General features: G+C 60.3%; 17 protein-coding genes. 2 read left to right on the top strand and 15 right to left on the bottom strand.

The window, feature by feature from the left end:
- Nucleotides 1–39: 39 nt before the first annotated feature.
- The 3 genes from C2U30_RS19590 to C2U30_RS19580 are packed head-to-tail and all read right to left on the bottom strand — an operon-like array spanning nt 40 to nt 2817.
- Complete coding sequence (locus tag C2U30_RS19590) at nt 40–1728, bottom strand: ArnT family glycosyltransferase (RefSeq protein ID WP_199767301.1); 1689 nt, start codon at nt 1726–1728, stop codon at nt 40–42.
- A complete protein-coding gene (locus C2U30_RS19585) occupies nt 1718–2077 on the bottom strand; it encodes a lipid-A-disaccharide synthase N-terminal domain-containing protein (RefSeq protein WP_045523761.1) in 360 nt (119 codons plus the stop codon). Before C2U30_RS19585 ends, C2U30_RS19590 begins: the two co-directional genes overlap by 11 nt.
- Complete coding sequence (locus C2U30_RS19580) at nt 2077–2817, bottom strand: glycosyltransferase family 2 protein (protein ID WP_103244355.1); 741 nt, start codon at nt 2815–2817, stop codon at nt 2077–2079. The genes C2U30_RS19585 and C2U30_RS19580 overlap by 1 nt, the downstream gene beginning before the upstream one ends.
- A gap of 312 nt (nt 2818–3129) precedes the next feature.
- Here C2U30_RS19580 and C2U30_RS19570 point away from each other — a divergent pair, with 312 nt between their 5' ends.
- A complete protein-coding gene (locus C2U30_RS19570) occupies nt 3130–3975 on the top strand; it encodes a lytic transglycosylase domain-containing protein (protein ID WP_042864350.1) in 846 nt (281 codons plus the stop codon).
- A 566-nt stretch (nt 3976–4541) separates the two neighbouring features.
- Here C2U30_RS19570 and C2U30_RS19565 read toward each other — a convergent pair.
- A complete protein-coding gene (locus C2U30_RS19565; protein ID WP_158654933.1) occupies nt 4542–4826 on the bottom strand; it encodes a DUF2845 domain-containing protein in 285 nt (94 codons plus the stop codon).
- A 110-nt stretch (nt 4827–4936) separates the two neighbouring features.
- A protein-coding gene (locus C2U30_RS19560) for an IS3 family transposase (protein ID WP_103243716.1) occupies nt 4937–6141 on the bottom strand; the annotation gives its coding sequence in 2 pieces (ribosomal slippage) (nt 4937–5823 and nt 5823–6141; 1206 coding nt in all).
- A 562-nt stretch (nt 6142–6703) separates the two neighbouring features.
- Here C2U30_RS19560 and C2U30_RS19550 point away from each other — a divergent pair.
- A complete protein-coding gene (locus C2U30_RS19550; protein WP_001809438.1) occupies nt 6704–7735 on the top strand; it encodes an IS630-like element ISAhy2 family transposase in 1032 nt (343 codons plus the stop codon).
- Between the two features lie 15 nt (nt 7736–7750).
- Here C2U30_RS19550 and C2U30_RS19545 read toward each other — a convergent pair whose 3' ends face one another.
- The 10 genes from C2U30_RS19545 to C2U30_RS19500 form a co-directional block, all read right to left on the bottom strand.
- The gene (locus C2U30_RS19545; protein ID WP_103244354.1) at nt 7751–8137 is read right to left on the bottom strand and encodes a GspH/FimT family pseudopilin; all 387 of its coding nucleotides are present in this window, start codon (nt 8135–8137) and stop codon (nt 7751–7753) included.
- Nucleotides 8138–8215: 78 nt separating this feature from the next.
- Nucleotides 8216–8440, bottom strand: a complete 225-nt coding sequence (locus tag C2U30_RS19540) for a hypothetical protein (RefSeq protein WP_103244353.1) — start codon at nt 8438–8440, stop codon at nt 8216–8218.
- Nucleotides 8437–10383 (bottom strand): hypothetical protein, encoded by a 1947-nt coding sequence (locus tag C2U30_RS19535; RefSeq protein WP_103244352.1) that lies wholly within the window; start codon nt 10381–10383, stop codon nt 8437–8439. Before C2U30_RS19535 ends, C2U30_RS19540 begins: the two co-directional genes overlap by 4 nt.
- A gap of 27 nt (nt 10384–10410) precedes the next feature.
- Nucleotides 10411–10815 (bottom strand): hypothetical protein, encoded by a 405-nt coding sequence (locus C2U30_RS19530; RefSeq protein ID WP_103244351.1) that lies wholly within the window; start codon nt 10813–10815, stop codon nt 10411–10413.
- 1 nt (nt 10816) lies between these two features.
- Complete coding sequence (locus C2U30_RS19525; RefSeq protein ID WP_233720985.1) at nt 10817–11158, bottom strand: hypothetical protein; 342 nt, start codon at nt 11156–11158, stop codon at nt 10817–10819.
- A 155-nt stretch (nt 11159–11313) separates the two neighbouring features.
- Nucleotides 11314–12510 carry a hypothetical protein gene (locus C2U30_RS19520; RefSeq protein WP_233720983.1) on the bottom strand — a complete coding sequence of 399 codons (1197 nt, stop codon included), beginning with the start codon at nt 12508–12510 and terminating at the stop codon, nt 11314–11316.
- A gap of 16 nt (nt 12511–12526) precedes the next feature.
- Entirely contained in the window at nt 12527–13729 is a 1203-nt protein-coding gene (locus C2U30_RS19515) for a hypothetical protein (protein WP_233720980.1), read from the bottom strand.
- 48 nt (nt 13730–13777) lie between these two features.
- Nucleotides 13778–17395, bottom strand: coding sequence for a curculin (mannose-binding) lectin protein (locus tag C2U30_RS19510; protein ID WP_103244349.1), 3618 nt, complete (start codon nt 17393–17395; stop codon nt 13778–13780).
- Entirely contained in the window at nt 17392–17775 is a 384-nt protein-coding gene (locus tag C2U30_RS19505) for a hypothetical protein (protein ID WP_231959421.1), read from the bottom strand. The genes C2U30_RS19510 and C2U30_RS19505 overlap by 4 nt, the downstream gene beginning before the upstream one ends.
- Nucleotides 17775–21350 carry a tape measure protein gene (locus C2U30_RS19500; RefSeq protein ID WP_103244348.1) on the bottom strand — a complete coding sequence of 1192 codons (3576 nt, stop codon included), beginning with the start codon at nt 21348–21350 and terminating at the stop codon, nt 17775–17777. The genes C2U30_RS19505 and C2U30_RS19500 overlap by 1 nt, the downstream gene beginning before the upstream one ends.
- Between the last annotated feature and the right edge of the window lie 59 nt (nt 21351–21409).

The following is a 21409-nucleotide window of genomic DNA, read 5'->3' as shown; positions in this document are numbered from 1 at the left end:
CAGGCGAGGTGGCAGGGTCGCCTGGCTCAGACCCTGCGCTCAGGATGAAGGGGTATAGCTGAAGGGCACCATGGTGGGGGAGAGCCCACGACAGGCGGGTTTGAGTGCTTGCGGGCCTGCCAGCAGCCAGTCGGTACGGTGACGGTTGCCGAGGTTTTCCATCTTCGCGGGGTCAAAACACCTCACCATCAGGTCGGCGCTCCCCAGTACCCAGCGCCCGGGGGCAGCCTCTATCCAGGCGGCAGCTTCCCGGGCCTGCTCCCCGTCTCCCATCAGATAAGGGTAATGTTTCACTGGTTGCAGGCTAAACAGCAGATGCTGCTCCTTGAAGCCCGCCAGCAGCAGTTCATCCCCCGCGGGCACCCTCTGCGCCGCCAATGCCATGACTCCCTGAGGGGTTCGCACCTCGTTGAGGCGCACGCTTATCCAGCAGGAGTAGATCAGCCACCCCACCGCCAGGGAGCAGAGAATGGCGGTCAGTGGCGCCCGGCGAAGCCAGGCATTGATCAGCAGCAAGGATCCCCCCAGCACCAGCAGGGGAAGCCAGGGATCCGGCCCCAGTTCCCCCAGACGGCTGGCCACTCTGTAGCTATATGCCAGCACCAGAGCCCCCACCAGCCCTACCCCTCCCAGCAACCAGCCGAGCCCGGCCAGCAGTCGCCCCGGCCAGATCCGGACCAGCAGGGTGCCGATGAAGGGTGCGGTCAGGAGCGCCAGGGCGGGCGTACCGGGCGTGATGTAGACGCCCCGCTTGCCCGGCGAGCAGGAGAAAAACAGCACCACCAGCACCAGATAACCCAGCAGCAGCAGGATACGCCTGTCCTGCGCCCGGATGGCGCGCCGCCAGGCCACCACCAGCCAGGGCAACAGCAGGGAGAGCGGCAGCCAGAACGGCGGGATCACCGAGGTGATGTAGTACCAGAAGGGTTTGACGTGATGCCAGGCGCTGGTATAGCGAGTCACCGTCTGGCGCAGCAGTATGTTGTCTCTGTAGGCCAGCAGGAGGGGATCTCCGCTTCGGGTCACGGCCTCCAGCATGGGGACCAGCCAGAGGCCCATCGCCAGGGCCATGGCCAGCGGCCCGAGCAGGGCCTTCAGCCAGGCTGACAAAGGCGCGGCGCGGATTTGTGCCCTGTGGGTCCAGAGCGCGGGAAGCAGCACCAGCAGGGCCAGTACTCCCACCCCCTTGGTGATGACGCCAAGCCCTGCGGCAAACCAGCCGAGCCAGTACCAGCGCCACCCGCCACCGCAGAGGAGGAAGCGCAGAAAACCATAGAGACCGAGGGTGATGAAGGCCGTCGCCAGGGCATCGATCTGCGCCGTCTTGGCCTGCAGGGTGAACTGGACGGTGAACAGCAGCAACAGCCCGGCCATAAAGCCGACCGCTGGGTTCCATAACCGACGCCCCAGGTCCCACACAAGCAAGATGGTCAGCAAGCCAGACAGCAGGGAGGGCAGCAGAAAGGCCACCTTGATGGAGCCAGTCAACACATAACCGATCGCGATCCCCCACATAAACAGCGGCGGCTTGTCCGGATAGAGCTCCCCGCCGCGCATGGGGAAGAGCCACTGGCCACTCTCCACCATCTCCTTGGCGATCAGGGCAAAGCGCGGCTCGTCCGCCGGCCAGGGGTCCCGCAGACCCAGCCCGGCCCCCAGCACCACCAGCGCGATCAGCAGCAACCAGCCAAGGGACGTCTGATTGAGCAGGGTGCGATCACTCACCATGACGAGCCTCCCCGGTCACTCCCTTGTCACGCCGCCAGCCCCGATGCTGGATATCGAGATAGAGGCTGTAGAGCGCGGTGAAGGTGGGGAAGAGGTTTTGCAGCACGCCGACGGAGTCCTGCTTGGGAGAGAAGGTGAAGTAGCTGAGCGTCATCAGGCTGCCGAGCACGCTCATGTACCAGAACAGGCGCGGGATGACGGGTCGCCCCGCCCGCCTGGACGCCAGAAACTGCACCAGCCAGCGTCCGCCGAACATCAGCGCCCCCGTGTAGCCGATCAGCTTCCAGCCGGTGACGTGCACCCCGGTCCAGTCCAGCCAGTCGATGGGGGCAGACAGCCAGGCGTCCATCACTCCAGCATCTCCCGGATTTCAACCACCTTGGATCGGCGCTGCAACCACCAGACCCCGACCACGTCCACCAGCCCGACCCAGAGCCGGTTCCAGACCCCATATTTGGAGATGCCCGCCTGGCGCGGCCTGTGGTTGACCGGCCAGGGCGCCATGCGCCCCCCTTGTGCCTGGATCAGCGCGGGGATGTAGCGGTGCATGTGATTGAAGGCGGGCAGTTTCAGATACCAGTCGCGACGCACCACCTTGAGCCCGCAGCCGGTATCCGGAATGCCGTCGCGCAGCAGCAGATCGCGAAAGCCGTTGGCCAGCGTTGAAGAGAGGCGCTTGACCCAGTCGTCACGGCGGTTGACCCGGTGGCCGATGAGGCCCACTTGGTATGGATCGCTCTGGTAGCGGCGCATCGCCTCCTCCAGCATGGCGGGGATGTCGGCGGGATCGTTCTGACCATCGCCGTCGAGTACCACCAGCCAGTCGCCACGCCCGTGGCGCACCCCGCTCAGCACCGCCATGCTCTGGCCCACGGCATGGACATGGCACAGCACCCTCAGCCTGGTGAAACGCGTCTGCAAATCGCGCAGCACCACATGACTACCGTCCACACTGCCATCGTCCACATAGATAAGTTCGTACTCGAACCTGCCCCCAAGGGCGGCATCTATTTCGCCGACGAGCGGGGCCAGATTGTCCCGCTCATCCTTGGCAGGCACCACGACAGAGATATCGACCGATTCGACCATATGCACATCCTGCCCTCATCCGAGGCGCTATCGATTCACCCGGCAGACCCGACGACATTGCATCGATGGCCTGGCTGACATCATGCAAATACAAGGCGTTAGAAAACAACTGTGTCAGCATATTGAACCTCAATTAACAAATCTGTCAAAGCAGTCACTGACCCGGGAGCCATACCGCTTCTCCCCTGCACCAAAAGTTCCATACCGTTTTCATCTCTGTTGCTCACCCACATAACCAGATGTTCCATCTGCTGGCTGGCGTCCCTCCCCGGATCGGGCCTATATGTTGCGGATACCAAAGACGAGGTTTCCATGAAAAAACGACTCTGGGGCTGGGGACTCCTGATACTGCTGGCCACCACTTCCCACGCAGATCCCTTTCGTCAGGCCCCCAAGGCCATGAGCGCACTGCGCCAGGGCGCCGCCATGGAACAGGGCAATCCGAGGCAGGCCATCGCCCACTACTGCACCGCCGCCAACCTTGGCAACCCGGAAGCCTATTACCGCATCGGCCGCCTGCTGGCCCGCGGCCCCCAGGGGATCCGCAATGCCCGCAGCGCCAACGCCTACCTGGCCATGGCCATGCGCCTTGGCAACCAGCAGGCCGCCCGTTACTACAACGAGCGGGTCGGCAATGCCCCCCTGGGTACCTGCGGCATCGGAGGCGGTGGCGGTGGAGCTCCCTGGGTACGCCCCAGCACCCCCTTCGATCAGGAGCGCTACCTGGCCAGACAGTCACAGGCCAAGCAAAAGCTGGCTGTCATGATCCGCCAGGCCGCCCAGCGTCACAAAGTGGACCCCCAGCTCGCCCTGGCCATCGCCATCGCCGAATCCAATCTGAACAGCACCGCCGTCTCCCCCAAGCAGGCACAGGGCGTCATGCAGCTCATTCCCGAAACCCAGGCCCGCTTCGGCGTGACCCGGCCGTTCGATGCCCAGCAGAACATCCGTGGCGCCATGATCTACCTGAAGTGGCTGGAGAAGCAGTTCGGTCCGGACTGGGTGAGGATCAGCGCCGCCTACAACGCCGGGGAGCAAGCCGTACTGCGCCACGGCGGTGTGCCGCCCTATCAGGAAACCCAGGAGTATGTGCAGCGGGTGCTCTACTACTCGGGGCAGGATCCTGACAAACCTGCCCGTCGCAGCTCACCGCGCTGAGCTTGCCCGGCGGCCCCTCTTCCCTCGCGCCTGTCGACCGTCCCGGCCTGCGGCGCCCGGCTTTGCCGCCCCTCTCCCATTGGTTTACAATCGACGGGTTTTTTGGAACCGGGTTGACGGCCCGTCGACCCGGCCCCACCACGACATCAGTTTGTTAATGCCAAGACATTAAACTGCTGAAAGGAAGAGAATTAGCCAATGGCTCAATTTATTTACACGATGAACCATTGAAGTGAGATGAAAGCCAGCTAGAGCTAGCAAGAGCTGCATAAAGCTGGCAAATTCAGGACCTTACAATCAATATCCGACAGCTAATCTCGGCTTTCCACAGCTCTTTTTTTGGCCCCATTTTGGCCCCAAACTCATCAGTTCTGTATTTTTTGGCCCCAGGATGGCCCCAATTTTTGAGGCCTTTTGCTGGAGATGATGGCTCCAATCACCAAGAGATACAGCACTGTTAGATCTGACAGTTGCCAAGATGGAAAGAGGGGGGAAGTGTGCCGTGAGTGAATGGCTCATTGATTTACCTGAGGCAGGAATGGCCACATTGCGTGGCCATTGTCACATCAGCGGGTGAGGTCTTCTATCTGGGTCACCTTGCCATTGATGATGGTCACGGCCTGAGGGATGTCACTTTCGCGGGCCTGATAGGTCCAACGTTCCCCAATCTTCGGGGCATCCAGAAGGCGTTCATCAATGATGTCCTCTTTCATCTGCGGTTGACCGCACTTCTTCTGCACGTTGAAAGATGAATCTCCCTCACTGATGAGCGCGTTCTTACAACGCATTGCTCCTGCATGAGATGTCAGTGGCACAAGAGCAATCACACACAACAGCATCCATTGTTTCATAGCCATTCCTTGTCAGAGGTGTATTGGTCAATTTCAGGCATCAATTGTAGTCCGACCTCAAAGACATGGACTCTGGATTTGACCCCATAGATCCAGACACTTTTTCCCGCTTAGGGTTGTGATACCCGACTGCGCAGAAATTCCCGAGGTGAACGGTATCCCAAGGCGCTGTGCGGGTGGTGTTCGTTATAATGCTCAAACGCGATGGCCAAATTGCCTACCGCTGTTCGGCTATCTGGTTTCGGCATCATCTCGATATAGTCTCGCTTCATCGTCTTCACGAAGCTCTCCGCTATACCGTTGCTCTGTGGGCTTCTCACCGCCGTCGTTCTGGGCTCCAACCCGATTTCTCGTGCAAACGCGCGGGTCTCATGGGCTCGATACGCCGAGCCATTATCAGTCAGCCACTCCACCGGTGATGCCGGCAACGCATCCCCGAAGCGTCGTTCGACAGATCTCAGCATGACATCTTGCACCGTGTCACTGTCGTAACCCCCGGTGCTGGCAGCCCAGTCCAACGCCTCCCTATCGCAGCAGTCCATGGCGAACGTGACTCGTAGTTTTTCACCGTTATCGCAGCGAAACTCGAAGCCATCCGAGCACCAACGTCGATTGCTATCTTTGACGGCAACACGCCCCTTATGTGCCTGCTGGGCCAATGGTGCAGCCGGTTTTCTTTCCAGCAGCAGGCCATGCTCTCTCATGACGCGATATACCCGTTTGGCGTTTACTACAGGCTGTCTTGTTGCCTCTGACTGACGCCGTAACAGCGCCCAGACCCGGCGATAGCCATAGGAGGGAAGTTCTGCCATCGCCTCCATGATACGGCCAAGTAAGGCTGCATCATCACGCTGGCGATGATGACGACCATCTTGCCAACCTGGTTTGCGATGAACACGAACGGATAGCTGCGCACGCGATACATTAAGGGCCTGGCTCACAGCACTTAATCGTCGTCCCCCGGCAACAAGGGCGCATGCGCAATCCATTTTTTTGCTCGACCATACTCCACGGCTTCTTTGAGGATCTCGTTCTCCATGGTCTTCTTCCCGAGCAGACGCTGGAGCTCTCGGATCTGCTTGATGGCAGCAGCCAACTCGGAGGCTGGAACAACATCCTCACCGGCGGTGATCGCCGTGAGAGAGCCTTCCTGGAATTGTTTACGCCATTTGAAAAGCTGGTTGGCGTTGACGTCGTGCAAGCGAGCGACATGAGATACGGTCATTCCGGGCTCAAAGGTCTGCTGCACGATGGAGATCTTTTCCTGCGGAGTCCGGCGTCGACGGCGCTCAGCCCCTGTTAACACTTCGACCATTTTCTCGTTGCGACTAGTACTGAACATAGTTCCAAGACTACCTCTTAAATTAAGAGGGGCGAAGTGTCTGGATCTTCAAGGGGCCAATCTAGACTCAAACTTCCATCTCAAATGTTGGTAGATCAGGGGCCCATCCTGCCATCTCACTACTTCGGTAAAACGCCTTCTGGCCGATGGCCACCCCTCCCCCCCTCGCACGATCACCACGTCCCCGCCCGTGTAGCCCGCCGCGAAAAATGAGAAATTCTTACGGGGAAAATGACTATCGACTGGAGCATGGTATTTATCATTCTCTGCGATGCAGATTCCGCCGAGAATGAAAGATGCTATTGGCAGATGAATGCTTGAGTTTCTTGACGGGTTCGGCCACTTGGCGGCGTCACAAGATTGACCTGTGCATTACCTGAGATACAGAGGCTGATGACATGTTCATCTTCATCATCGATATCCCGAGTAAATAGCTGTTCCGAATAGTAGATCACCGGAGGAAGGGAACTCAGTCCAGTTTGTGCGATCTGATTAGTCGCTAAACAAAACAAGCCACACCCAAAGGACTGAGTTGATGCCTATCCTACCACCTCTGCCACGACCACAACGGCGCCGCATTCACAAAATCATCCATGCCACCCGTGATAAAGGACATGCTCGTCGCTTGATGGCCATCTTGCTGTTACATGAAGGACGCACGATCACCGATGTTCATCACCTTACCGGCGCTGCGCGCTCGACCATCGGTCGTTGGCTTCGGTGGTATCGAGATGAAGGCATAGATGCGCTAGAAGCCTTACCGGCTGGCCGTGCCCCAGTCTTACCTATCGCCAAGATTGTCACCTTACTGGTGCTGCTCATGCAGTTTTCTCCGCAAGATTTTGGTTATCAGCGCAGCCGTTGGTGTACTGAACTATTGGCTATAAAAATCAATCGGTTAACAGGGCTCAATGTGGCAGCCTCCACGCTCCGCCGATGGTTACCTCGTATGGGCATTGTCTGGCGCAGGCCCGTGCCGACCTTGCGGATAAAAGACCCAGCCTATCAGGAAAAAATGGCGAATATCGACGCCGCGCTGGCCCGCTGTGATGCCGATAATCCGGTGTTTTATGAGGATGAAGTCGATATAGACCTCAATCCCAAATTAGGAGCCGACTGGATGTTCAGAGCGCAGCAAAAGCGGGTTGTCACACCGGGGCAGAATGCCAAGCATTATCTGGCAGGCGTTCTCCACGCAGGCAACGGAAGGGTACTTTACGTCAGCGGGATCAAGAAAAACTCATCGCTGTTTATTGCCATGCTGGAAAAGCTGCGCCACCACTACCGACGAGCCAAAACCATCACGTTGATCCTCGATAACTACATCATTCACAAAAGCAAACAGACCGAGCGATGGTTGAAGAAGAATCCCAAGTTCTGCCTGGTGTTCCAGCCAGTTTACAGCCCTTGGGTTAATCACATAGAACGGCTATGGCACAAGTTACATGAAACCATCACGCGCAATCATCAATGCAGAGGGATGGCAAACCTGCTGGCCCGAGTGAAACACTTCATGGATACCGTGTCTCCTTTCCCGGGGAATGGCTATGGCACAGCGAAGGTGTAGCACTATTGGGATCAGTTATTTACCATCCGGGCTGAAAGTGCTAGAGGTGATGCTGTTGGTTGCTGTCAGTGAGCTGGGGAAATCTGCACTTCTTACCAAAACCTGCTCTCCATTGTTCAGGACGTCATTTGCATTGTCGTCAATGAACACCAAGAAATGCGAGGGGTCTGCCGTTACGCAATTGTCGTTGGCATCAGCCAAACACGCAGTCACTACCGTCTGATTGTCAATTGCTTGGCTACGAGCGAATCTCATGTTTTTCAGTATGTTACGGGACTCGAAATGCAGGGCGTTTCCGCTGAGCAAGCTGGATAAAGCCGGGGCCCCAATACCGAGTAAAATGACGCCCAAACTGACCGCTATCATCAGTTCAAGCAATGTGAATCCTTTCACATTCTTCATAGCGATATCCTCCTTGTACAAATAAAGCCTAACCACTGATTGCCATATCGCCAGAAAAAGCCAACGTTTAACAGGGGTTTAAACCTCGATTTCATAGGTTGGTAAATCAGGCGCGGGCCCAATGATGGCGCCTCCCTGGTAAAACGCCTTCTGGCCGATGGCCACCCCTCCCCCACGCACGATCACCACGCCCCCGCCCGGGGTCTCCAGCGTGGTGCCAGTGCCCGTCGTTGCGGTGACGGTACCGACCAGCAGCGGGTCGGCACCGGGTATCAGCGCTTGGAACTGCTTGAACAGGTTCATACAAATCGCTCCACACTCAGTTGCTGGCGCACCGTCATGGCCTTGTTCTGCAGCTCAGCAGAAACCCTGACGCCCCGGTTGTATCCCTTCCAGCCATCCACCGCGAGCAACGCCCCGGGCAGAATAAGCCCCGTATCGGCAGACAACGGCAGTTGGATGGTCTGGGTGCGCTTCGGCATGGTCTTGGCCAAGCCCACCACACCCTGGGCGCGGGCCGCCACCACATCACACACCAGCGGGTGGGTGATGGCCAAAGCCTGCCGCTCCCCTGCTGTGCCTTGACGCAGCACCCGCGCGTTGATGCCCTGATGGCCACCGCTGACATAGATGCCGTTCGCCGGCTGCCCCGGCTGGAAATCGCTGCCCAGCGTCGTGATGATGGCGCGGGGGATGGCCACGTCGGCCAGCGCCCCATCGAGCTGCCAGGGCACGGTCGGATAGCGCGGCTTGATGACCAGGTGCCGATCGCGCTGGTGCGGCAACACGAACCCACCTGCCGCCTCGGCCAGGTACTTGATCGCCTCGATGGGTGTCTGACTGTCCAGGCTGAAGAAGCCGCCAGGTACCAGCCAATCCGGCGCCTGCCAGTCCAGGGTCCACCCGAACGGCAGCAGCGCCTCTGCGAGTTGGGCCATGGTCGCTGCACCGATCTCGCTCACTGCCTGGGGTAAGACATGGGTCGGTGACAAATAGGCCGTGCGAGAGCGCCCGGTGAGGGTCGCCGACTCACGGGCAAAGCTCTGGCTTGATTGCCAACCATCGCACACGCAATCCCACTGCTGGCCGTTGACGAAGATGCTTACCTCCTCCTCGTCCGTCATCTCGGCTGCCGCGATGCGGGGGATCTGGGCCGTGAACTGCCAGGCCCAGGAGTCGGTGTCGAGCTCGATGCTCAGCGAGGTGGCGGGAATGTCGAGCCCGTCCCTGACCCGCACAATGCTTGCTGCGTTGCTCACCAGGTAAACCCTCCGGGTTGGAATAACGATGTGGGCTTGCCCGAACCAGACAAACTCCAGGGAGGCATCCCCCCGAGGGCGGCCGAACGCCAGCTTGCGGCTGCGCTTGTCCGGCCGCTCCGGGGTGATGGGGGGCTTGGGGGGCGGCGTGATACCCCAGGGGGGCTGTATCGCCTCGTCCCACCCATCCCGCCAGCTTTTGCGAAGAGGCAGGCCCCACTGCCAGCGCTGACCGGTCAGGGTGAACCCCAGCCCGATACCCTGGGCCCAGCCGCCCTGCCACTCGTTGTCCAGGCGCGGCAGGTCGCGATAACCGCTCACCTGCCAGCACCCCGCCCTGGTGGCCTCACGCCACGGCGAGCGCGGGGTGACATCGCAGCGCGGCAGGCTGGTAAAGCCGGTGCCGTGGGTCGTGCCCAGTGCCGGGCCTTCTTCAAAGCGATCCTGCACCAGGTTATCGCAGCGCGGCATCTGGGCCGCGACACCTACCAGAGTGCTCTCCAGCGCCGTGCCCTCTTGCCAGGACTGCTGATGGTGCGCCTGGGCCACCCCGGGGCGCTCCCAGTGGCTGGTGACGCTGGTCACTACATCCTGGGCTTGCTGCCATTGCCCCTGGCTGGTGTGGCTCGGCCCCCGAAACACGTTGATGTCATAGCCCGCCTCAATCTGGTAGAGCGCGGCCCGCGCCGTCACGGTCAGCGTTGCATCGATCACCACGCTGGCGGTGATGTCCGTGACCGTGGCCGGGGCCGTGCTGGCCAGGGTAGCCGGATGGATGGGCGTGATCGTGACATCTGTCAGCGGTGCCTGCCCCTGCCCCTGCAAGACGGCAGGCAGCACCAACCCGGGGGAGCTGGCGAAGGTGGGCGGCAGACAGGTGCCCTGCAGCACGGCCGCATAGCGCACCACCATGGCCGGGTTCAGCTCCAGGGCAGCGGACGACTTGCGGGCCTTCTGCAGCGCCAGGCGGGCGTCGGTTCTGGCCATGCTGACCTCTTGGCTCACGCAGAGCGGTTAGGGTTCGGTGAAGGTGGCATTGTTGATGCGCACCATGGCGCCCGCATACAGCTCGTTCGCCGGGATCTCGATGTCGGCCCCGCTGCCCGGTGGCCCCACATCCAGGTCTGCGATAAAGACCCCATCGCGGTTGGCCAACCGCCCCCACGCATGGACCCCGTTGCCGGTGACCATCTTCTCGGCAAGCGGCTTGAGGGTCAGCACCCCGCCCGTCACGCTCTGGGCGCAGGGGTGGGTAAACTGCATGGCGACCAGCAGCACCTGACTGGTGACGGCGGCCCCCGGGGCGGGGCGTGGCCCGGTGTAAATGGTGAGGGTCGCCGGCCCCGCACTGCCTGAGTCGATGGCCGTGGCCAGCAGATTGGCGCGAGCGGTGCGCAACGTATCGGAGTAGGTGAACATTTCAACCTCCTGACAGGCCGACCCCCTCACCGGGGGCGTAGGGGGTAGGGAGCTGGTAGTCGGCCGCCACGGCGTTGTAATCGGCCGGGCCGAACGCCGGATCGTCCTGGGCGACCAGCATGTAACGGCGGTTGAGCCAAAGCAGGTCGAACCGGTACTTGCCGTCAGATGCCCGGCTGTAGGTCTCGCCGACGATATTGCCCGCCTGGTCAAAGCACAGCACCCGACGCCTGACCCCCTCCCCGTTGATGGTGACGGTGCTCTCGATATAGCCCTGCTCAACGTTACGTATCCCATCACGGAGCCAGAAATAGTCTTGTCCAACGCAGATTTTGGTCGGCATGCTAACAAACAACTGCCGCACTGGGCCTGCGAAAAACGGTGGTTCACCACGCCAGGCCACATCCTGAGGTTGGAACTGGCTACGGGCCTCCTTGTTGATGGGGATAATCGCCATCGGCACAGTGACAAGTGTGTACGGAAGGGTATCCGCCATGATTACCTCCACGGGCCTGTCAGGTCGAAGCCCATAAGAGTTATTTGACCTGCTGTAGTTTGCGACTCTGCATAACCGACTTGGATCAGGCGCACTATCTTTCCAGGCAACGCGGGCAATCCGATATAATTCTTGCCTGAAAGTGCTGCTACATTGACAAATGGCTGAATGAGGCCAATCAAGTAACCACGTAGCTCATTACCCGTTTCCATCACCATAGGCGGGGATGCACTCGCATAAAACGCATTATCAGGCCCGTTTGGGTAGTTCATTCCATTGCCTGGTCGGCCAAACAATCCTTTGGTCCACCAATTATTAATCGTCCCTGCCAATTGGGTAAAATTCCGCGCCAATACCCTATAACTGGTGTTATCAAACAATGGGAATGTATTGCCATAACTGGTATTTGAAGATCCGGCATTGGTCGCCCAGTTGCGTGACAGTTCTGATGTGGACGTAGTTGGGTAATGGCTCAACACCGCATGGTAACGATCACCTGGTCGCACCGACAGCAGATAACCGAAACAAAACAGAAACTGATAATTGGCAGACGCATAGGCAGGCAAAAAATAAAATAATTGGCTGTCACCAATAAAATCCCAACGACCATTGCTATAACGCTTAGTCGCTGGCCAGCGGTGCTCGAAAATCAATGTGTATGTGTCGATATCGATCACATCCTCGACCATCGCCACCTTTGCTAGATAGGCATTACTGGTTCCTGTCCAGCCGCTGAATGCGGTGTTGTCGATGCGCAGGCTCACATTACCCGACTCGCTGACGTTGCTCGGCCGGTAGATGGCCACCTGACCGTCACCACTCTCATGGGTCAGAGTCCAGCCGAGGGGGGCCACCTTCATCGACATGATGCCGCTGCCAGCACTACCCGGGTTGCCGCCGTCCAGCTCGAACCAGACTTCGGTGCTGCTCACCTTCTTCGCCCGATGCTCGCCGTTGTAGGCGGCCGGGCTCGCCCCGCTCACCTCGATCACGGAGTCCTGCAGGTAAGCATGACCGCCGGAAAACGTGGCCTTGGCGGCACCCTCGGCAGCATCCCACATCAGGGCATTAATCGTGAGGTTGCCGAACCCGGTCACCAGCACCGCTTTGAGCAGGGCCGTCAGGGCCCCGGCGGCGGTGTCCCCCAGGCTTGGCGCTCCCTGCATCGCATTGCTGTACCATTTCACTGGAAAATCCATGATGCACCCCTTTTCTTTAGCGCCAAGGCCCGACAAGATCAAAACCCATTAATGATCTTGGATCAGTGTTAAAGGTATTGGTCTGATAGGTAGGCCGGATAAAACGCACTAACTTGCCAGGCAAGGCGGGCAGGTTAGCGAAGTTATTACGATGCCAATCCAAGACGTCGCCATAGGGCACGATCAGACCCGGCATATAGCCACGTAAGTGGTTGCCAGACTCCACTACCATGATGGGGTCTGTACTCATATAAAAACTGTTATCGGGGGCGTTTGGAACAGAAAGACCAGCACCGAAGCGACCGAAAAGCCCCTTTAACCAGTAACTGGTAACACCAAAGAGTTGATGAAATGGGCGAGCAAGAATACGGAAGCTAGAATCATCAAAGGCTGTGAACGCCGTGGCACAAATATTATTGTTGGTGTTTTTATTTGCCATATGCAAACTACTATGGGCCGGGTTTGTCGTGGTGTAGGTATGCAGCATGGCATGATAGCGATCCCCTGGACGAACCGATTTCAAATAGCCAAAACAGAATCCAGATTGAAAGCTGGCGTTGCCGATTGCAGGAAACCAGTAGAATAACTGTGAGTCACCAATCAAGTCCCAAATCTTGGCGCTGTAACGCTGGGTAGCTGGCCAACAGTGTTCATAAATAGTGGTGTAGGTATCAATATCCACCACATCCTCGACCATGGCTATTTTGGCAAAGTAGCTAGCTGACCCAGAGGAATTCGTTCCTGTCCAGCCGCTGAATGCGGTGTTGTCGATGCGCAAGGAAACGTTCCCCGACTCGCTGACATTGGTGGGGCGATAGATGGCCACCATGCCGTCACCGCTCTCATGGGTCAGAGTCCAGCCGAGGGGGGCCACCTTCATCGACATGATGCCGCTGCCAGCACTACCCGGGTTGCCGCCGTCCAGCTCGAACCAGACTTCGGTGCTGCTCACCTTCTTCGCCCGATGCTCGCCGTTGTAGGCGGCCGGGCTCGCTCCGCTCACCTCGATCACCGAATCCTGCAGGTAAGCATGACCGCCGGAAAACGTGGCCTTGGCGGCCCCCTCGGCGGCATCCCACACCAGGGCATTGATCGTGAGGTTGCCGAACCCGGTCACCAGCACCGCCTTGAGCAGGGCCGTCAGGGCCCCGGCGGTGATGTCCCCCAGGCTCGGGGCACCCTGCATCTGACTCGCATACCATTTCACCGGAAACGCCATGATGATCTCCTATAGAGGTGGGGCAGATTGCCCCACCTGGTTGGTCCCTTATGGGGTGTTGATGTTGCCGCGCAGGGCCAGCTCGAACTTGTCGGTATCCTGTGACGCCACCGACTGCAACACGGTACGGATCGGCCAGAAGGGGGCGCCGGCTGCCTCGGTGGTGAAACGCAGCACGTTGCCACTCGCCCAGCCTGACCCCCAGCCCCGCTTGTCCAGCCGGAAATAGGGCTGGCCGTTGTTGGGGTTGATGGGCGCCAGATCGGTGTTCACATCCCCCGCCGCGATCTGGCCCACATGCTCCCCGACCAGCACAAAGGTGGTGCTGGAGGTGAAGATCACCGCCCAGCGCTCCTGCAGGGCGCCCCGGTTGGTGACCAGGATCGGGTAAACCGTGTCGTTGTATTGCGCCGTGGACTGGTCTCCGATGAGGAAATCAGACCAGACATTGGTCCACGCCTTCTGATCGAACAGGTTGGTATACCTGGCCCACAGGTCGCCGATGATGAGGGCGCTGGAGACATAGGTATCTGCCGGGTCATAGGCATGGGACAGCGCCTTGGTCAGCAGCAGGCGCCCCGAGATCTCCACGTCGCTGACCAGGCTCATGTCCTCGATGCGATGCACGGCATAGAGGGGTTCGACATAGCCGGTCAGGTCTAATGGAGTGCCGAGCGTCACCACGCCGCTATCCAGGTTGACGCTGTAGAGGGTGGTCGCCAGCGCTTTGCCGTTCTTGTCCTCCACATGGGCATGCGCCAGGCGGGTGCGGCCGGTGCTGAGCTGCTGCCCGGCACTGACCCCCAGCGGGAACGCCGACTTGCGGGTGCTGTGAACCACCACCGTGGTCCCCTTGCGGATGAAGGGCACCCGGCCATCGGACGGCAACCGCACCGGATCCAGCCCGATGATGTCGGCATCGAGAGGCAGATAGCTGAACACCACACAGTTGAACAGGATGGTGTCGGCCACCACGCTGATGGGGCGCCAGATCTTGCCGTCCAGCCCCACCTGGTCAACGTCATACCAGGGCTGGCTCTCGTTGCCCGCAGCGGTGACGAACCGACCAAAGCGCACCGTCACCACCCCGGTCTGGTAGTTCACCCGGCCATCCATGTCGGTGGTGGTGAAATAGCCGTCCCCGTCCGCCGTGGCCTCGATGCGCCGCCCGCTCGCGGTGTTGGCGCTGATGTAGAGGCTACCCGGCGCCACCGGCGCCCCCGGGGTGCGGAAGGTCACCTCATCCACCGACTGGGCACTGAACGAGGTGGCCAGGGACTGCAGCGACGGCTGCGCCGTCTGCCCGGCCGCCCAGTCAGACAGCACCGCCAAGCCGTTCGAGTAGTCGATGGTGCCTGCCTGGATACCGGATCCCGTCTCCGGGTCCGGGTTGCGGTAGAGCAGGCCCTGCCGATCCACGTAGGTGCTCCCCCCCAGGGTGAAGCGCAGCGACCCTTCCAGAATGGCCTCCGCAAACCCGGGGGTGACATCAATGCGCAGCGCCTGGGCGGTCAGGGTGGCGTTTTGCGCCAAGGCACTGTTGTTGTTGCGGTAGGTCACTTCGACCCAGCCCCCCTCGCCATCGGGGAAGGTGTACGCCGTGTTGTGGTACTCGATGCCGGTCATGGTCCAGCGCTGCACCGCCACCTGGTTGTTGCCCACCCATTTGGTGCCCACGGTCACCCAGGCATAGGTCGGCTTGGGCAAGAGGGCACTGCCATCCGGCATGAAATGCAGGGTGCCGGCGGCGTAGTTGATGGCCCCCAGGGTGTTGCCGCTGGCGTCCTTGAGGTTGCCCTGGCCGTCATCCAGCAGGGTGATCACCGGGTCGCGGGTCTGGATCACCAGCTCCTGATCGTCCACATCGAACTTGTGATAGAGCGCGTTGAATTTGACATGCACCGACCCGGGGGTCAGGTTGGTGGCCCCGCCGCCTGCGCCGTCCAGGGTGATGGAGAGGTGCCCCACCTGGCCGGGGGTACTCAGGCGCTCCGGTTCAACGTGGCGCTCGGTCACCGGCTCACCGTACTGGTACTGGGCGATGTACTCCTGGCCCAGCGCCGGCAGGGTGATGTGATCGAGAATGATCACCCCCTCGGCATAGTTGATGGTGCCGGTGATGTTACCGCGCAGGCGCCCATCCCCCACCGCATCGTTGGCCGTTTGGCCGCTGCCCCAGGTCAGGATCACGCTCTTGGGGGTGATCCCGGTGTGGGGCAGTTGCCATGCCGACTTGCTGATGCTGATGGGCTGGTTGCTGCGGTTGGTGTAGTTGACCGGGGTCGCCCAGCTGAACAGGATTGCGGTGTCCACGTCCGGCAGGGCTCCCAGGGTCAGCATGACCGACCCGGTGGCCAGGTTGACGATCCCGGTGCCGAACGAGCGATCCGCGCCGAACAGCTCGCCGCGCCCGTTGTCCTTCAAGTCGTACCATTTCCCCTGCGCCATAAACGACACCGTGAGGGTGCCCGGTGCCGGGGTCGGCAGCAGGGTGATGGTGTAGGCATAGCCCCGGTTGTTGGCCTTGATGTCGATCCTGGCCGTGTCAGCGATACGGGACGGGCGAGACGCTGGCCAGAAGCTGATGGTTTTGCTGGCGGTCCCGTAGTTCGGGCACTGGGCATTGAACTCCAGCTGACCCCGGCCATAGTCGATGGCACCCACCACGGACCCGGCGACAACCAGCTCGCCCCCCTTGTCGGTGATGACGGCTGCACCGATGGTGATGGTCAGGGTGCCGGGTTTCACGCCTGTGCCGAGGAACAGGCCCCGGCTGGGGGCAATGCTGACCACGGTCGAGAAGCTGACCAGGCCCTTGCCCGAATCCACCAGGCTGGCCATTTCGCCAGCCGCTGTCAGATCCACCGCTGGGGTCTCGGTGCGGGCAGACGGCACGATCTGGGTAAAGATCGTCTTGGCCCGCACCTGCATGGCGCCCAGGTTCACCGCCTCCGCCAGCTTGGTGGTGGCGAAGTAGTTGGCGGCATCGGCCACCACGGTTTCCCGCAGGGCGGTTTTGACGTTGGTCACCACATCATAGGGGGTCGGCTGCTCCCCCTCGAAGGTGTAACGCAGCGGGTCCGCCAGCTTGCAGGTCACCACGTTTCGGGTGAACTCGGGCACGTTGGGCACCTGGAACTTGGCCAGCTGCTGGGTGACTTCCAGCACCCGCACATACTGCTCGAACTCCCCCGCCTTGCCCTCGTTGCCGACCAGCACCAGGGTCTCCCCCACTTCCGGCAGGCGCACTTCGACGCGCTGGAAGAAGCGGATCGCCCGCTGGCCTTCGAGCTGGGTGTCGTACAGGAAGCCGCGCCACTTGGGCCCACGGGCCAGATAGCGCTCCAGCACGTCGCGGGCATTGGCGCGGGTGTCGTGATGATCCCGGGTGTTGATGAGGCATAGCCCCACGTTCGGGTCAGCCGGGGGCACCTGCACGATGATATGGGCACCCCGATAGGTGTCCGTGTCATCCGTCTGCACCGCCAGAAACGCCTTGCGCATGCTGACCACCCCATAAGTGCGGTCGAGATCGCTGATGTCCTGAAACAGGCCATTGTGCTCGCCGCTCACGATCTCCTGCCCGGTGATGCGGCCGCCGCCGTCCGTGGTGTCAGTCAACCGCTGACTGGCCATCAGTTTGATGTCGCCGGAATGAATGGTCATGGGGTTACCTCAAGAAGGCGAAGGGTGATTTCATAAGGGGTCTGGGCATCCGGATCCGCGATCCGGTAGAGTTGCTTTGCCTCCAGCCCACCGCTGTTTTCTCGACGCCATATGACGGTGAAGATGCGCCCGTTGAGGAAGAGCTGCATCCGAGTAGACGGGGCCGCAGCCAATGACTGCAATGCCAACACGGTCGAACGCCTTACCCATGCCTCACCATCAGAGCGAAGAGTGATGGGGCGCCCCTCGGATTGGACGGACTCTTCGACGATGATGGCCCCTGAAAGCGTTGGGGTTATGACCTGTCCAACAGGCTCCCACGCGAACTCATCTTCCCAGTCCAGGTCATCTGGCAATTCGATACCCGCTAATGTGATCATCAGCTTCTGAGTCCTTGCTGTTTCAACAGACGCAGCAACGCATCCAGGTTTTCCTCATCGGACTGGAGTTCTGCGCTGTGAGTGTCGGATTTGAGATAGATGGTGACCGTTTTATTACTGCCTGATGGCGTCGGTGCACTCTGTTGTTGCGGCGGCGTGGTCCCTACAGTCGGCTGAGTCGTCGCTTTCTCCGCTTCCTTATGCTGCGCCTTATTCAACTCCTTCTGGAGCTGGGCACGCATGGCCTCCATCTCCTTCTGAAATTTCTCTGCGTACCACTTGCTCCACTCGCTGTAGGCGGGGATGTCCCTGACTTTCTGGCTGTAGCGGGCCAGCTCGTCCTCCACTCCGGCCAGGGTGTTGGCCAGGGCATCGGCGTTGCCGCGGAGCTGGTTGATATCCACCGTTTTGTAGAAGAAGGAGCCAGCACCAACCGTGCGAGTCACATCCCCTCGCCCCGCCCCCGACAGGGCAGAGCTGCCACCACTCGTACTGCTGATGGCGTCTTCCACATCGGCTTTGGTCTTTTTGGCCTCTTCTTGCACCCCTTTGAGGTTCTCCCTCATGGTGTCGGTAGCCTTCTTCGACTTATCCGCCGCGGTGTTGAAGCCATCACCAATCTCTGCTGCTTTCGCTTTGGTCTGGCGGATATGATCATCCAGATAGGTAAGCCCGCGTCCTTGCTCCTGTGCAGAGACCTTTCCCGCCTGCCCTACCGATAACCAGACCTTTTTCAGCTCCTCCAGCTCTTGCACCGTGTCTGCCTTGTTGACGGCCGCCTTCATGGCGGCGGCAATGTCTTGCGAGGTGGCATTCACATCGGTAGCAACAGCGCGGAAGGTGTCGATGGTCTGGCGGCCCACGGCATCAATGCCGGTATGGAGCGCTTGATAATCCACGCCCAAGCGGCGCAGCTTTTCTGACAGCACCGACTCAGTGATCTGGGCCGTGCTGATGGCACCATTTTTCATGGTGTCAAAAGCCGCCATTGACTGGACCTTCAATACCTCGAGATCCTGTAGGCTCATGTCCTGCAGACTCTTGCGCAGCCCCGCATCAATCTCGGTCTGGGTGACCTTGCCCTGCTCACGCAGCGACTCGAGCGCCAGGGTAATGTTCTGCAGGGAGGTGGGATCCCCCAATTGCAGACCCTTGAACACCTCGCTGATCCCGGTGGCCGTTTCCTTCCCTTTTGCCTTGAGCAAGTCGAAGTCGGCCACCAGCTTCAGCACGGCTGGTCGAGTCTTGGCGTCAATGGCCTGGCCAGCCATGTCGGCTCCAGCCGCCAGATCGAGAAATCCCTGTCGCATGCTGGCCAGTGCAGCATCGGCCTGATATTGCAAGGACTCGGCCTTGAGCCCGGAGGCTTCAAGCGCCTTTTGCACCTGCAACTGGCCCGTCAGGTACTCGCGATGGCCTTTGAGCCGCTGCTCGTAGGCTGCCCGCTCGACGGCAGAGAGGTTGGCGACCTCCTGTGCAGTGAGGATCTGCACATTCTTGAACTCGTCAAACTGCGCCATGGTGGTCATGCCCTGGCGCTGCAGTTGGGCGAAGAAGGCGCGAGACTGCTCGGCCACTCGCTGCTCAACCTCCCCAGCCTCGCCCATCTTGGCCGCCCAGACCCCGGCGTCTTCGGCCAGCTTGGCCAGCCCTTTTCCACCCTCGTAGACAAGAACAGAGAGGCCAGCCGCAACGGCACCATTACCCAGGGTAAGCGCCCCCAGCACCCCATTGAGCTTGACCGCTTTCTTGCTCGTCTTGTCGAGCTCTTTGCCGGCCTCTGCTGCCGGCTGTACCACCCCGGTTTTCATCGCCTGCCCGAAGCCGAGCAGTTGGGTACTCCACTGGATCACCTTCATGGTGCCCCAGACCTTCACCACCAACCCGATCCCGTCTCTCATCTCGACAAGGGTTTCGGTGATCCCACGAATGGCGATGGCACCAGATCTCATGCCATCGGACACACCTTGCGCCCAGGTTGCCAAACTGCCATCTGCCGCTGCGGCTTTGATCTGGGCAGTGACCTCTGCCAGCTCGGATTTGATGAAGGCAAAAATCCCCGCATCGGCCACGGCCAGTTCGACCTGGTTGAGCTGCTCGAGAAAGTTCGACCATATTCCACTGAAGGTCTGCGCCATCTCCTCCGACGCACCGGCCGCATCCTCGCCCATCGCCTTGATCAGCAGTTCGATCTCGTTTCGACCCAGCTTGCCTGCCGTGGCCATGGCGATGATCTCGTCAGTGGTCTTGCCCATGGCTTTCGACAGCAGTTTGGCCGCTGCCACCGAGCGCTCATTGAGCTGGTTCATCTCCTCCGCTTGCAGCTTGCCTTTCACATAGGCTTGCCCGAGGGCGGTGATGACCCCTTCCAGATCCTGATAGGTGCCGGCCGTCTTGGCGGTGTAGTTGGCCGTGGCCTGCAGCACCCCGTTATAGGGGTCCAATCCGAAGTTCTTGGCCTTGATAAAGGCGGTGGTAATCTCGTTGAGTTGGAACGGGGTCTTCTCGTTGAACTCCCGCAACCAGGCCAGCGCCTTCTCGCCGCCGGCGGCACTCCCTTCCACGCTCTTGAGCGAGACGCCCAGGCGCTCAATCTCATCCGCGGTTCTGACCATCCCGGTGGTTCGGGCAGCCAGTTGATCAAAACTGAGAAAGGCTGCTGCAACGCCGGTGATCTTGCCCGCCAGAGCTTCCCATCCTTGCTCACCACTCTGAACCGCTTCATGCAGCTGCTCGGTGTTCTGTTCTGCCTGCTTGGCTTTCTTGCTGTATACCTCCATCCCGGCAGCATTGGATCGCAATTGCCCTGCCTGTCCTGCAAGCTGGCTCTTCAGATAAGCCACCTGGGTTCCAGCCTGTTGGCTGGCCGTTTCAATCCGTTTCTGCTCGCTGGCCAGCTTGCGGGTGTCGACTCCTGCTTCGGTCAGAGCCCGGCGCAGCCCATTGAGCGTGGTGTTCTGCCGCTGATATTGGCTATCGAGGGATTGCACTTCCCGGCGAGCAGCGTTGAACTCCCGGGACTGCTGGCGCAGCGCCTTCTCGCTGGCATCCAGTCCGTTCTTGAGGGCATTGGTTTGCCCCGCGCTCTCTTTGTACTGGTCCCCCAGCAGACGAACCTGATCCCGCGCATCCTTGAGCGCCTGGCGCTGCTCCTTGGTGACGCTGGTCGCCTCACTGTTGGCCTGGCGCAGCAGATCCACCTTGGCCTTGGCTTCCGCATGAGCGCTCGCCAGCCGCTCGGTCTCCTGCCGACTGGTGCTGTAGGCAGCATTGGACGCCGTCAGCTCTTTCTTGGCATCCGCCAGTGCCTTGCCCATGCCGGTAGCACGGGTGCGGGCAGCCTCGAGCCCCTCACCCAGATCGGCAGTGCTGCGCTTGAGATTGGCAAACTGGGTCAGGGTCGCGTTTTGCTCACCGAGGCGCTGCAGCTCATCCCCCAGGGAGCCGACCTGCTCGCTGCTCGATTCGGTCTCACCACCCAAGGTATCCACCTCAGCGATGAGCTTGCTGATCTCGGCCAGCCCCTCAACGGCGGCGCGGATCCGCAGCTGGATATCGGTATCGTTGCTGGCCATGGGGATTCCTCAGAAATGAAAAAACCCGCCGAAGCGGGTTAATAGTTACTTTTTGTGAC

The sequence above is a fragment of the Aeromonas sp. ASNIH5 genome (assembly GCF_002902865.1).
GTDB classification, from domain to species: Bacteria; Pseudomonadota; Gammaproteobacteria; order Enterobacterales; family Aeromonadaceae; genus Aeromonas; species Aeromonas caviae.
The sequence above is the reverse complement of the archived record's forward strand: the minus strand, read 5'-3'. Positions and strand labels throughout refer to the sequence as shown.